This is a genomic window from Nostocoides sp. F2B08 (assembly GCF_009184895.1).
GTDB lineage: Bacteria > Actinomycetota > Actinomycetes > Actinomycetales > Dermatophilaceae > F2B08.
This window is the reverse complement of the sequence record NZ_WESE01000004.1, coordinates 68,001-81,323: the sequence shown is the minus strand read 5'-3', so window position 1 is coordinate 81,323 and position 13,323 is coordinate 68,001. Positions and strand designations below refer to the sequence as shown.

Below are 13,323 nucleotides of genomic sequence, written 5' to 3'. Positions count from 1 at the left end.
AGCACGTGAGCACCCACGACTCGGTCATCGGCGACGAGCGCGACCCCGCGCTGTCGCACACCCGTGGCGAGACCGAACCACCGTTGCTGGACGAGACGATCCCCGACAACCTCGACGCGACGGTCGCCCGGCACGGTGACCGGCTCGCGCTCGTCGACCGGGAGCAGGGGATCAGGTGGACCTACCGCGAGTTCGCCGACGAGGTCGACCGCCTCGCCCGCGGGATCGTGGCCGCCGGCATCGAGAAGGGGCAGCGGGTCGGGATCTGGGCTCCGAACCGGGCCGAGTGGACCGTCGTCCAGTACGCGACCGCGAAGGTGGGCGTCATCCTCGTCACGATCAACCCCGCCTACCGGAGCCACGAGCTCGAGTACGTCCTGCGGCAGGCGGGCATCGCATACCTCTTCGCCGTCGAGGGCTTCCGGACCAGCGACTACCGCTCGATGGTCGAGGAGGTCGCGGACGGAGTGACGGACCTGCGCGGCGTCGTCTACCTGGGCACGGAGTCCTGGCAGCGGTTCGTCGACGCGGGTGGGTCCGTCGACCCGGACCGCGTCGCCGGCATCCAGGCGGGCCTGCATCCGGACGACCCGATCAACATCCAGTACACGTCGGGCACGACCGGGTTCCCCAAGGGAGCGACCCTCTCGCACCGCAACATCCTGAACAACGGCTACCTCGTGGGTGAGGTCTGCCGCTACACCGAGCACGACCGGGTGTGCATCCCCGTGCCCTTCTACCACTGCTTCGGCATGGTCATGGGCAACCTTGCCTGCACCAGCCACGGGGCGGCCATGGTCATCCCCGCACCCGGCTTCGACCCGGCACTCACGCTTGCGACCGTCCAGGAGGAACGGTGCACGTCGCTCTACGGGGTGCCGACGATGTTCATCGCCGAGTGGTCGCTGGCGGACTTCGACTCCTATGACCTCTCCAGCGTGCGGACCGGGATCATGGCAGGTTCGCCCTGCCCCGCGGAGCTGATGAAGAAGCTCATCGCGAGCGGGATCGACGAGATGACGATCTGCTACGGGATGACGGAGACCTCCCCGGTGTCCACCCAGACGCGCACCGACGACGACTTCGACCGCAAGGTCGGGACCGTGGGACGCGTCTGCCCCCATCTGGAGATCAAGGTGGCCGACCCGATGACCGGCCAGGCCCTGCCCAGGGGAGAAGCGGGCGAGTTCTGGACCAAGGGGTACAGCGTCATGCTCGGCTACTGGGAGGAGCCCGACAAGACGGCGCAGGCCGTCGTCGACGGTTGGATGCGCACGGGCGACCTGGCCGTCATGGACGACGAGGGCTACGTCCGCATCACCGGGCGGATCAAGGACATGGTCATCCGCGGAGGCGAGAACATCTACCCCCGGGAGATCGAGGAGTTCCTCTACACCCACCCGGACGTGCTCGACGCCCAGGTCGTGGGCGTCCCCGACACGAGGTACGGCGAGGAGCTCTGCGCCTGGATCCGGATGCGTGAGGGGGCCGAGCCGCTGACCGCGCAGGGCGTGAGGGAGTTCGCGAGCGGAAAGCTCGCGCACTACAAGATCCCCAAGTACGTCAAGATCGTCGAGGAGTTCCCCATGACGGTCACGGGAAAGGTCCGAAAGGTCGAGATGCGCCAGCAGAGTGCCGCCGAGCTCGGCCTGGACGGGAGTTGAGGCCGGCCTGCGCCGAGAATCGGGTTATCGTACGCGGACCGCTGCGACGACCGAGGGGTCGGGGCGATATCTTTCAGGCGTGACCTGCAGTCGGTGGCGCACCATGACACGTGAGGGGCTCGACGACACATGAACACCGGTATGGCGGTCCTGCTCGCGCTGGTTCTGATCGCCGTCGTGCTGCTCATCGTGTGGCTCGTGCTGAGGACGAGGTCGTCATCGACGGATGCGCCCCAGGCCGCTCGGTCCGCCACCGACGGCGTCGGCGCGGACCATCCCCGTGACGGTGGGACCGGTGACCCGGACTCGGCCGTGCCTGACTCGGCCGTGCCTGACGCGGCCGTGCCTGACTCGACCGTGCCGGCAGGTGTCGGTGCGGCGGCAGCGCCCGACCCGGCGGACCCGAACGAGGTCGAGAAGACCGGCGCGGCAGCCCCGGGTGCGCCCGGCGGCGACCCGTCCGACGGGGCCGATCTGGCGGAGGAGTACGCGGATCCGGGCCTGAGCCGCCTCGGTGACTCGGGCCAGGACACAGCGGCCGAGGGCACTCTGGCGCCGGGCAGTGCGGACCACGGCGACACCGACGACGTGCTGACACCGGCTCCACGGACGCCGGCCGAGGCGTTCGGCGAGGCCGACGGCGTGGCGATGGCCGACCGTCCGGGACCGGGCTCGGGACCGTCGGTGCTCGACGAGCCCGACGTGGACTCGACCCCCCTGTTCCGGAGCATGCGCGAGGAACGGCTCGCCGGAGGGGGTGGCGCCCCGGCGGGGACGACGCTCCCGGCCGAGGCGCCCGAGGTCGTGGGCGAGCAGCCCGATCTCGCGGATCGCGACCGGCTCGAGCCGCACGGTTCCTGGAGCAGCGAACGGCGCGGCTGGGACGAGCAGGCCCACGACGCAGCGGTCGAGCCGCGCTCCGGGGTCACCGACTCCGAGGGCGCCACGGTTCACGCGGAGGAATATGACGGTGCCGTCGATGTCCCGGATGTCCCGGCAGCCGTCGCGACACATGGGGCGGCACCCGACGGGGGTGCTGCCGCAACCGATGAGGAGGATCACGACGTGCCCACCGACCAGGAGACCAGCGCTCCTATCGCCACCCACGAGACGGCCGCCGAGTCGTCGGCCCGGGGTGAGCAGCCCCTTGTCCGCCGCATCTCCGAGCTGCACGAGGTCGTCGACGGCGGCTTCGGTATCGGCTCGGCAGCGCCCATCGCCGACGGTGCCCAGCCGCTGGGCCACCCGATCAAGGCCAACGTGGACACCAAGACGTATCAGGACCTGCACAGCCAGTGGTACGACACCACGGAGCCGGACGTGTGGTTCCTCGACGCCGGGTTCGCCGAGCGGGCGGGTTTCCACCGCGCCGAGTAGCCGCAGGGCGGCCTCGGCTCAGCCGACGCGGCCGTACCCGCTGACCCCGGAGAACACCTTGCGCTTCTGTGTCGGCAGACCGCTGCGCCCGGAGTCGTACATCATGCCGTTGCCCGCGTAGATCCCGACGTGGTAGGCCGGTGAGCCGAAGAACACGAGGTCCCCGGGCCGAGGGCTGGAGACCCGCGTCGTCGCTCTGCGCTGGGCGTCCGCGGTGCGGGGAAGCTTGACGCCCACCTTGCCGAAGACGAACTGGGTGAACCCCGAGCAGTCGAACCCGGTCGAGGGGCTGGTGCCGCCGTAGCGGTACATGATGCCGGTGTACTTCGCCGCGACCGCGAGCACGCCGCTCGTCGACGTGCTCGTACGCGACGCGCTCCGCGACGCGGTGGACGTCGACCGGGATGCCGCGGTGCCGAAGGCGAGCCCCATGGCCCGGGCCGTCTTCGGGCCGACGATGCCATCGACGACCAGACCCTTGCGCGCTTGGTACCGCTTGACCGCGGCGTGGGTCTTCGGCCCGAAGACACCGTCCGGCACGGTTCCGACGATGCGCTGGATCACACGCACGGACTCGCCCCGAGACCCCAACCGGAGCGTTCCGGAGATTGCGGGTCGGGCCGGCAGGGACGGCGTCACAGTCGGCACCGCCGCGGGGGTGAGCACGGGAGCGACGACGGGCGCCGGTGCGGCGGGCAGCTGGGTCACGCCCGCCGCGGGGGCGGACGAGGCCCCGGCGGGGAAGGACAGGATGAGGCCACCGGTGGCGGCGGCGACCGCGGATCCGCGGACGATTGGGGCAGGCGGGAACAGACGAGTGGCGCGGGCGGACAGGGGCTGCCGAGGCGCGCGGTGACGTCCGGGGGCGGTGGGGGACATGATGAGCTCTCTCCAGCGCCTGCGGGGTTAGCTGTCGGGTTCGGACTGGAGATGTCCGGTCGGCGGCTCGTGCCACCGACTGCACCCCAAGGGACGTGACCGTCCCGGCGAATGGGTTCCCCGCTCCTGCCGGCGGATGGTGACGGGCCCGTCACGGTGGCAGGACTCGGCGGCCGTTCCGGGGCCCTCGGGGGGAGGGCTCTTGCACCCTAACCCCGGAGGACGCCGATTGTCACGAGTTGATAACGGGAAATCTCGGGGCCGCAGTCCTAGGCGTCGAGCGCGACCGTGAGCAGGAGGACGCTGTCACTGAGGGCATCCACACCGTGTCGCGTGTGCGGCACCGCGATGAGGTCGCCCTCCTCGAGCAGCCACTCACGGCCGTCGTCACCGGCCACGTACAGCCGCGCCCTCCCGGCGACCACCTGCAAGGTGGCCCCCGGCGGTGCGTCGTGCTCCGCGAGGCCGGCCCCCGCGGTCAGTCCCATGAGAACGGCACGGATCCGGTGCTCGTGCACGAGGGAGACGCTCGACCGTCCCGAGGTCTCACCGCGCGCCTGCTCGAGGAGCGCCTGCCCCTCGGTCGCCAGGGTCCGGATGTCGTTCTGCGCGTCCATGGAAGTCTCCTCAGGTGGGCTGGTCGGTGCCTCGTCGGTCGGTCTCCGGCTCATCCTTCGGCAGCGTATCGAGAATCCGGTTCAGGACGGCCGCTCGCTCCTGGCGTGTAGCCGATCCCGCACCGATGGCGAGCCCGAGGATGAAGGTGCTCACGGGCGCGAGAGGTCGCTCCAGCCGGTGGGCCACCTGTTTGCTCAGATGATGGAGCTCCGGGATGTCGACCTGGTTCGCGTCGACCCCGACCGCCTGGCAGGCTTCGCCTACCCACTCGGTCCACCGTCGTTGAGGTTGCTCCAGATCCGTCACGGTCGTTCCTCCCGCTCGCTCGTTCTGACCCACGAGGACTCCTGTTCCCGAGCCGCTTCGATGTCCTGCCACGTGTCACAGTCAGCGATCTCGGCCGCCTCTCCTGGGATGGTCATGAGGGTCAGGGGCGCCAGCAGGCGCCGCATCGACAGGTCCGTCGTGGAGACCGTGGACACGGCCGCCCGGAGCGCCGGGCTGCGGTACAGCGCCAGCATCCACTGCGGGTGCGACTGGGCGTCGTGGAAGCACACTCCGTCGGCTTCGGGGTCATCCGCCGCGGCGGAGAGCAGGACAGGAACCGCGAAGGCGGCCCGGGGCACGTCGGCGGCGAGCACCAGGGTCCACGGTGCGGGTCGGGCCGATCCGACCGCATCGACCAGGGCCGCGAGGCCGGCGGCCAGGGCCGCAGCCGGACCCGAGAAGGGCGGGTCCTCGAGGGTTCGCAGGACCCCCGGAGGGACCGGAACCGGACCGACCACGACGACCCTGTCGGCGCCGGACGCAGCGTCCAGGGCCCGATCCAACAGGGTGCGCCCCGCGACCTCCACGAGGGGTTTCGAGGCTCCACCGAGCCGCGTGGCGCGGCCGCCGGCGAGGACGACCGCGTCGTGGTGTGGCGCCCCAGCCGGCGACGACACGGACTACTCCTTCTTCTGCAGTTCGGGGCGGTCCCAGCCGCGCGCCGGGGCGTGGGTGCCCACCCCCACGCCGGGGCGGACATCGCTGGACCGGTAGACGATGTAGGGCCGCGTGAAGTACCCGATCGGTGCGGAGAAGACGTGCACGAGCCGGGTGAACGGCCACATGGCGAAGAGCAGGAACGCGAAGAAGGCGTGCAGCTGGAAGCCGATGGGTGCTCCGGCCATCAGCGCGGCATCCGGCTGGAAGTAGAAGATGCTGCGGAACCACGGTGAGACGCCGTCGCGGTAGTTGTACTCGCCCCCGAACTGGAGGAGCGACCCCGCGATCGTGTTCCAGATGCCGAGGAGGATGACGATGCCGAGGACGAGATACATGACCTTGTCGTTGACCGTCGTCGCGCTGAAGACCGGACCGGTGCGTCGGCGGCGGTACACGAGGATGATCAGACCCGCGACCGTCGCGAGACCGGCCGGGATACCGCCGATCAGCGCGATGTAGTGGTACGTGTGCGGGCTGATGCCGATGGCGCTGGTCCAGGACTGGGGGATGAGCAGACCCATGACGTGGCCGGCGATCACCCCGAGCATGCCGAAGTGGAAGAGCGGGCTGCCGATGCGCAGCAGCTTGTCCTCGTAGAGCTGGCTAGAGCGGGTGGTCCACCCGAACTTGTCGTACTTGTACCGCCAGAAGTGACCGACGACGAAGATCGCCAGGCAGATGTACGGGTAGATCACCCAGAGCACGGTGTTCATCGCGGGACTCCTACGGGAATGGTGGTGCCGAGGAACTCGGTCGTGTCGGTCGTGGGCGGCGCCGTCGCGTCGAACGGCTCGGGGCGAGGATTGAGGTGCTCCGAGAGGCGGGGATCGAGGGCGTACGGCGCCGAGTCCAGACCCACCTCCTCCTTGGGCGGTCCGGCGGCGATCAGCGCGGCGAGCGCCTCATGGTCGTCCGGCCCAAGGTCCGGCAGGGTCGACCGGAGCGCCTCGACGACGGGCAGCCACCGTGACTCCCGTTTCGCGAGTGCCATCCGCAGCAGCTCGATCCCCACCCGGTGCCGGTTGAGCAGCGTCCACGCGGTGTCCCGGTCGTGAGCGGCCCCGAACTCGAGGAGGACGCACAGGTGGTCCGGCAGCTCGGTGTCGATGTCGAACTCCACGCCCGCCCTGCGGTACGCCTGGCGGAACTCGACGAGCGCTACGCCGCGCTTGCGGGTGTCCCCGTGGGTGAAGTACGTCAGGTGCAGCGAGCACTTGCGGGTGACGTCGAAGGTGTCGACATAGTCCGCCTGCAGCTCACCGAGCGGGATCCGCTCCAGCGTGCCGAGGTATGCGGTGAGCGGCTCTCGATGCGGCGCCGGCAGATCCGCGACGACCGGGCGGAGGAGCGGGACACGCCCGACGAGCGCCTCGTCCGGGTAGTCCAACAACAGCGACACGAGCTGCCAGGTGTCGGCGATGACGCGGGGGTCCGCCGCCGGGACCGAGCCGCGGTTCCGGAGCCATCTCATGACCGGTCCCCGCTCGTCTCCCGCGACGTTTCGGCGTCACGGTCCGGGAACAGTCCCTCGGGCATGCCGATGCCGTCCCAGTTGAGCAGGTTGACCCGGCCCTGCTTGCTGCCGCCGCCGATGAGCGGGTTCTCCAGAGAGTCGGCTCGCTGCCGGTTCTGGAGCATCCGGAGGTTCTCGGCCGCCACCGGCGTGGGACGTCCGGACCCCTCGCCGAGGATGCCCTCGGGCTGGCCGCCGCCGTACTCGCTGACCGGGCAGTCGGTCGCGAGCTCCTCGAGCGCGTGGGCCTGCTCGGCGTGCGCGGTCGGGATGACGTAGCGCTCCTCGTACTTCGCGATCGCGAGGAGGCGGAACATCTCGTACATCGCCTCGCCGCTCATCCCGACCGACTCCGGGATCTCGTCGCGGGGGTCGCGGCCGAGGTTGATGTCGCGCATGTAGGACCGCATGGCGGCCAGCCGCTTGAGGACGCGGTTCACCGGTGCGACGTCGCCGGCGGTGAAGAGATTGGCGAGGTACTCCACGGGGATGCGCAGCGTCTCGATCGCGGCGAAGAGGTTGTCCTTGTCCTCGGCGTCGTAGCCGGTGTCCTTGATGACGTCGACGACCGGAGACAGCGGAGGGATGTACCAGACCATCGGCATGGTGCGGTACTCCGGGTGGAGGGGGAGGGCGACCGCGTAGTCCTGGATGAGCCGGCGGACGGGCGAGCGCTTGGCGGCCTCGATCCAGTCGCCGGGGATCCCGTCGCGCTCGGCCGCGGCGGCCACGGCCGGGTCGTTGGGGTCGAGGAACAGCGAGCGCTGCGCCTCGTAGAGCGCGTGGTCGTCCTCGATGGAGGCGGCCTCCAGGACGCGGTCGGCGTCATAGAGCACCAGGCCGATGTAACGCAGCCGCCCGACGCAGGTCTCGGAGCAGACCGTCGGGATGCCGACCTCGACGCGCGGGTAGCAGAAGGTGCACTTCTCGGCCTTGCCGGTCTTGTGGTTGAAGTAGACCTTCTTGTAGGGGCAGCCGGTCACGCACATCCGCCAGCCTCGGCACCGGTCCTGGTCGACGAGGACGATGCCATCCTCGGAGCGCTTGTAGATCGCCCCGCTCGGGCAGGACGCCGCACAGCTCGGGTTGAGACAGTGCTCGCAGATCCGGGGCAGGTAGAACATGAAGGTCTGCTCGAACTCGAACGTCACCTTGTCCTCGATGCCCTTGAGCATCGGGTCCTTGGCGGCGTGCTCCAGGCTGCCGCCGAGGTCGTCGTCCCAGTTCGCCGACCACGAGACGTTCATCGGCTTGCCGGAGATGAGGGAGTACGGCCGCGCCACCGGGAAGTTCTCCTGCGCCGGGGCGCCCAGCAGGGTCTCGTAGTCGTAGGTCCAGGGTTCGTAGTAGTCCTGGATCGACGGCATCTTCGGGTTCGAGAAGATGGTGAGCAGCTTCTTCAGCCGCCCCCCGGCCCGCAGCGACAGGCGACCGTTCTTGGCCACCCAGCCGCCGAGCCACTCCTCCTGGTTCTCGTACCCGCGCGGGTACCCGAGACCCGGCCTGGTCTCGACGTTGTTGAACCAGACGTACTCCGTGCCGGCCCGGTTGGTCCAGGCCTGCTTGCAGGTCACCGAGCAGGTGTGACACCCGATGCACTTGTCGAGGTTCATGACCATGGCCATCTGTGCCATGACGCGCATGTCGATCGGTCCTCTCTCGTTCTCGGGCGGCTCTAGTAGGTGACGTTCTGGTCGGTGCGGCGGCGGATCATCGTGACCTCGTCCCGGTTGTTGCCCGTCGGGCCGATGTAGTTGAAGAAGTAGGCGAGCTGCGCATACCCACCGATGATGTGGCTCGGCTTGATGAGGATCCGGGTGAGCGAGTTGTGGATCCCGCCGCGGCGCTGGTTGGTCTCGGTCAGCGGGACGTCGATGAGCCGGTCCTGGGCGTGGTGCATGAAGATCGTGCCCTCGGGCATCCGGTGGCTGACGATCGCGCGAGCCGCGACGACGCCGTTGCGGTTGACCGCCTCGACCCAGTCGTTGTCCTTGATGCCCACCTTGGCCGCGTCGCGGTCGGACATCCAGATCGTCTGCCCGCCACGGGAGAGGCTGAGCATGAACAGGTTGTCCTGGTACTCGCTGTGGATCGACCACTTGTTGTGGGGGGTGAGGTAACGGACCGACACCCCGAGCTCGTTCTGCACGCCGATCTCGGACTCGCCGAAGAGCGTCGTCATGTTGAGCGGCGGACGGTACACCGGCAGCGCCTCGCCCATTCCGAGGATCCAGTCGTGGTCGAGGTAGAACTGCTGCCGCCCGGTGAGGGTGTGGAAGGGCTTGAGCCGCTCGACGTTGATCGTGAAGGGGCTGTAGCGCCGGCCTCCGGACTCCGACCCGGACCACTCCGGGGACGTGATGACGGGGACCGGCTGGACCTGGGTGTCGGCGAAGGTGATCTGCTTGCCCTCGTGCTCTGCTGCGAGGTCGTGCAGCTGCGTTCCGGTGCGCTTCTCGACGTTCCTGAAGCCGTGGGTGGCCAGGTGTCCGTTGGCCGTGCCGGACAGGTGGAGGATGGCGTCGGCCATGTGGATGTCGGTCTCGAGGCGCGGCTGGCCGTCGCCGGCGCCGCCGTTGCGCACCCCGTTGCGCCCGCGGAGGATGTCGACCTCCCGCGTGACGTCGTAGGGCACGCCCTTGGTGAGCATGCCCACCTTCTCGAGGAGCGGCCCGATCGACGTCATCTTGTCGTAGACGGCCGGGTAGTCGCGCTCGGCGAGCGCGAGGACCGGCAGGGTCCGTCCGGGGACGGGCTCCACCTCTCCCGTGCGCCAGTCCTTGACGATGCCGTGCGGCGTGGCCATCGCCTCCGGAGTGTCGTGCCACAGCGGCTTGGCCACGACGTCGGTTCGCGTCCCCAGGTGGTCGACCGCGAGCTCGGAGAACTTCTTGGCGACCGCCTTCCAGGTGTCCCAGTCGGTCTTGCTCTGCCACGGGGGCGCGATCGCCGGGCTGAACGCGTGCACGAAGGGGTGCATGTCGGTCGTGTTGAGGTCGTGCTTCTCGTACCACGTCGCCGCCGGGAGGACCACGTCGGAGAACAGCGTCGAGCTGGTCATCCGGAAGTCCAGGGTCGTGAGCAGGTCCAGCTTGCCCTCCGGCGCGTGCTCCGGCCAGACGATGCCGGCCGGCCGCTTCTCCGGCGGCGCCTCGGCCGCCGAGACCGCGTTGTCGGCCCCCAGCAGGTGCTTGAGGAAGTACTCGTTCCCCTTGGCCGAAGAGCCGAGCAGGTTCGCGCGCCACAGACTGAGGATGCGCGGGTGGTTCTCCTCGGCCTCGGGGTCCTCGACCGCGAACTTCAGCTCGCCGGATTTGAGCTGGTCCACGACGTAGGGGATGGGCTCCTGGCCGGCCGCGCGGGCCTCGTCCGCGAGGACGAGACTGCTCCTCGTGAACGTCGGGTAGCTCGGCGTCCAGCCGAGCCGCACCGACTGGGCCAGCAGGTCCATGACACCCTTGTCGGCGAACACGCCGGTGCCGGCGTCGAGGTCGTCGGCGGTGAAGGTGTCGTAGCGGTACTGGCTCGTGTTGACGTACCAGTACGCGGTCTGGTTCATGTGCCGGGGTGGCCGGTGCCAGTCGAGGGCGAAGGCCATGTGCTGGAAGCCCATGATCGGGCGGATCTTCTCCTGGCCGACGTAGTGGGCCCAGCCGCCGCCGTTGCGGCCCTGGCAGCCGGTGATGGTCGTCAGCACGAGCATCGCCCGGTAGATCTGGTCGGAGTGGAACCAGTGGTTGGTGCCGGCGCCCATGAGGATCATGCCGCGCCCGGTCGTGTCGATCGCGTTCTGCGCCCACTCGCGGGCGAGCCGGGTGACCTGCTGGGCGGGAACGCCGGTGATCGGCTCCTGCCAGGCCGGAGTCGCCGGCGTGCTCGCATCGTCGTAGTCGGCCGGCCACTCGCCCGGGAGCCCGGGCCGCGAGACGCCGTACTGGGCGAGCATCAGGTCGAGGACGGTCGTGACGAGCCGGCCGCCGACCCGCCGCGTCGGCACACCGCGACGCACGTAGGTCACGTGGCCGTCGGCGGTGTCGAAGCGGGGGAGGACCACTTCGGCAACGCCCGACGCGGGGTCGGAGGTCGAGGTGCCGCCCGCATACATCGTCAGGACCGGCTCGATCCCTTCGAGGTCGAGGTTCCACTTGCCCCAGCCCTCGTCGCCGTAGCGGAACCCGATCGACCCGTTCGGGACCGCGGGCCGGCCGGTTGCGCCGTCGAACACGACCGGCTTGAAGACCGCGTTCTCGCTCTCGCGCTGCCGGTTGTCGAAGTCGGCCGCCACGAGGTTCTTCCCCGGACGGTATGCGGTGGTCCCGTCGGTCCCGTCTTCGGAGCCCTCGCTCACCTCGTCGAGGGTGACGAGGAACGGGAGGTCGGTGTACCTGCGGTTGTAGTCGACGAAGAACTGGACCTGCCGGTCGACGAAGTACTCCTTGAGGATGACGTGCCCCATGGCCAGAGCGAGTGCGCCGTCGGCTCCGGGGTTGCAGGTCACCCACTCGTCGGCGAACTTGACGTTCTCGGCATAGTCGGGCGCGACCGCGACGACCTTCTGGCCGCGGTAGCGCGCCTCGGTCATCCAGTGCGCGTCCGGGGTGCGCGTGAGCGGGACGTTCGAGCCCCACATCATGAGGTAGCCCGCGTCCCACCAGTCGCCGGACTCGGGGACGTCGGTCTGGTCGCCGAACATCTGCGGCGAGGCGTTGGGCAGGTCGGCGTACCAGTCGTAGAAGGAGAGCATCGGAGCGCCGATGAGCTCGAGGAACCGGGCGCCGGACGCGTAGGACACCGGCGACATGGCGGGGATGGGGGAGAACCCGGCGATCCGGTCGGGACCCCACCGCTTGACGGTGTAGACGTGTGCGGCCGCGACGAGCTCGACGACCTCGTCCCATGTCGAGCGGACCAGACCGCCCTTGCCGCGCGCGCTCTTGTAGCGGTGCGCCTTCTCGGGGTCCTGGACGATCGAGGCCCACGCGACGACGGGATCGCCGCCGACCGCCGCCTTGGCCTCGCGGAACATCTCGAGCAGGACACCGCGGACGTAGGGATAGCGCACCCGCGTCGGGGAGTAGGTGTACCAGCTGAAGGCCGCGCCGCGGGGGCAGCCACGGGGTTCGTACTCGGGCCGGTCCGCGCCGGCCGACGGGTAGTCGGTCTGCTGCGCCTCCCACGTGATGATGCCGTCCTTGACGTAGACCTTCCAGCTGCACGAGCCGGTGCAGTTCACCCCATGGGTCGAGCGGACGACCTTGTCGTGGCTCCAGCGGTCGCGGTAGAAGCTGTCCCCCTGGCGGCCGCCTTCGAGGTGCATGGTCCGCTGGTCGTCGGAGACCTCCCCGCGCGTGAAGTAGCGCCGAGTGCCGACGAGGGCCTCGGAGAGCGGTCCGTCGATGCGAGGGGAGTTCATCGTGTCTCCTTCGTGGTGGCGGGGGCCGTGGTTGTCCGATTCGGTGCTGGCGGGTTCGGGACGATCTCTGCCGCGGCACCACCGGGGGTGGCCGTGGCGTGGATGCGGGCGATGCAGCGGTCTCCGTCCGCGAACGGGATGAGGTCCACCTCGGTGTCCGGCTCCCCGAGCCGGCTCATCGTGCCGGCGATGAGTCCCCGGTGGATCCCACAGACGACGTCGGTGTTGGCGCGGGCGAGGTCGCGGAACGGGCAGTGCGTCAGCTCGATCCGGGCGTCCCGGCTCGCGCCGTCGGCGGCGAGCTCCGGCTCGTACCCCCAGTCGGCGAGCACGTCGATCGTCCGACCGAGCTTGGCGATCCACTGGCCCGCGGTGACCGCCGGCTCCCCGGCCTCGGCCGGCACGTGCTCCTCGGCCCACCGGCGACCGGCCTCCTCCGGGCTGAGCGGGGCGCCTTCAGCGCCCTGGGCCACGAAGGCTTCGGTGAGCAGGGCGGTGAGCAGCCGGAGGGACTCCTGCGAGGAGACCTGCGGGCGTGGTTGGGCGACCCGCGCATACACCTTGCGGGGCCGGCCGGCGCCCACGTGCTTGTGGAAGCTGGTCTCGACCAGACCCGCCGCGACCAGTTGGTCGAGGTGGAAGCGGACCGTCGTGACGTGGAGGGACAGCTGCGTGGCGAGCTGGCCGGCGGTCAGTCCTTCGGCGCCGAGGCGGCTCGGGTCGCGAGGCTCGACCGACTCGAGCACCTCGAGGATCCGGCGTCGGACCGGCGAGGTGAGGAGCGCGTGGCTCTGCTCGGCCCCGACGCCGCTCTCGGCCTCCACGTCCACCTCCACCGTCCTCTGGTCGCGCCCTGCTCGTCAGGTCGACGG

The 13,323-nt window shown here is 69.8% G+C and carries 11 protein-coding genes and 1 riboswitch; of the genes, 2 read left to right on the top strand and 9 right to left on the bottom strand.

Annotation, left to right across the window (positions count from 1 at the left end; genetic code table 11):
• Window positions 1-5 precede the first annotated feature (5 nt).
• Entirely contained in the window at window positions 6-1,664 is a 1,659-nt protein-coding gene (locus GA707_RS10265) for an AMP-binding protein (protein ID WP_304650374.1), read from the top strand.
• 129 nt (window positions 1,665-1,793) lie between these two features.
• Window positions 1,794-3,041, top strand: coding sequence for a hypothetical protein (locus tag GA707_RS10260; protein WP_152178357.1), 1,248 nt, complete (start codon window positions 1,794-1,796; stop codon window positions 3,039-3,041).
• An 18-nt stretch (window positions 3,042-3,059) separates the two neighbouring features.
• Here the strand turns inward: GA707_RS10260 and GA707_RS21630 are convergent, their stop codons facing one another.
• The 9 genes from GA707_RS21630 to GA707_RS10215 all read right to left on the bottom strand — a co-directional run bounded on the left by GA707_RS21630 (window position 3,060) and on the right by GA707_RS10215 (window position 13,281).
• Window positions 3,060-3,920 carry a C40 family peptidase gene (locus GA707_RS21630; protein ID WP_152178356.1) on the bottom strand — a complete coding sequence of 287 codons (861 nt, stop codon included), beginning with the start codon at window positions 3,918-3,920 and terminating at the stop codon, window positions 3,060-3,062.
• A gap of 1 nt (window position 3,921) precedes the next feature.
• Window positions 3,922-4,065, bottom strand: a riboswitch (cyclic di-AMP (ydaO/yuaA leader).
• A gap of 124 nt (window positions 4,066-4,189) precedes the next feature.
• Entirely contained in the window at window positions 4,190-4,537 is a 348-nt protein-coding gene (locus GA707_RS10250; protein ID WP_152178355.1) for a LuxR family transcriptional regulator, read from the bottom strand.
• 10 nt (window positions 4,538-4,547) lie between these two features.
• Window positions 4,548-4,844 carry a DUF6457 domain-containing protein gene (locus GA707_RS10245; RefSeq protein ID WP_152178354.1) on the bottom strand — a complete coding sequence of 99 codons (297 nt, stop codon included), beginning with the start codon at window positions 4,842-4,844 and terminating at the stop codon, window positions 4,548-4,550.
• Window positions 4,841-5,482, bottom strand: a complete 642-nt coding sequence (locus tag GA707_RS10240; RefSeq protein WP_152178353.1) for a molybdenum cofactor guanylyltransferase — start codon at window positions 5,480-5,482, stop codon at window positions 4,841-4,843. Before GA707_RS10240 ends, GA707_RS10245 begins: the two co-directional genes overlap by 4 nt.
• 3 nt (window positions 5,483-5,485) lie before the next feature.
• The gene (gene narI, locus GA707_RS10235) at window positions 5,486-6,238 is read right to left on the bottom strand and encodes a respiratory nitrate reductase subunit gamma (RefSeq protein WP_152178352.1); all 753 of its coding nucleotides are present in this window, start codon (window positions 6,236-6,238) and stop codon (window positions 5,486-5,488) included.
• Window positions 6,235-6,996: a nitrate reductase molybdenum cofactor assembly chaperone gene (gene narJ / locus GA707_RS10230; protein WP_152178351.1), complete on the bottom strand. Its 762-nt coding sequence runs from the start codon at window positions 6,994-6,996 to the stop codon at window positions 6,235-6,237. The genes narI and narJ overlap by 4 nt, the downstream gene beginning before the upstream one ends.
• Window positions 6,993-8,681 (bottom strand): nitrate reductase subunit beta, encoded by a 1,689-nt coding sequence (gene narH / locus GA707_RS10225; RefSeq protein WP_152178350.1) that lies wholly within the window; start codon window positions 8,679-8,681, stop codon window positions 6,993-6,995. The genes narJ and narH overlap by 4 nt, the downstream gene beginning before the upstream one ends.
• Window positions 8,682-8,713: 32 nt before the next feature.
• A complete protein-coding gene (locus GA707_RS10220; protein WP_152178349.1) occupies window positions 8,714-12,451 on the bottom strand; it encodes a nitrate reductase subunit alpha in 3,738 nt (1,245 codons plus the stop codon).
• A complete protein-coding gene (locus GA707_RS10215; RefSeq protein WP_226963702.1) occupies window positions 12,448-13,281 on the bottom strand; it encodes a metalloregulator ArsR/SmtB family transcription factor in 834 nt (277 codons plus the stop codon). The genes GA707_RS10220 and GA707_RS10215 overlap by 4 nt, the downstream gene beginning before the upstream one ends.
• Window positions 13,282-13,323 lie beyond the last annotated feature (42 nt).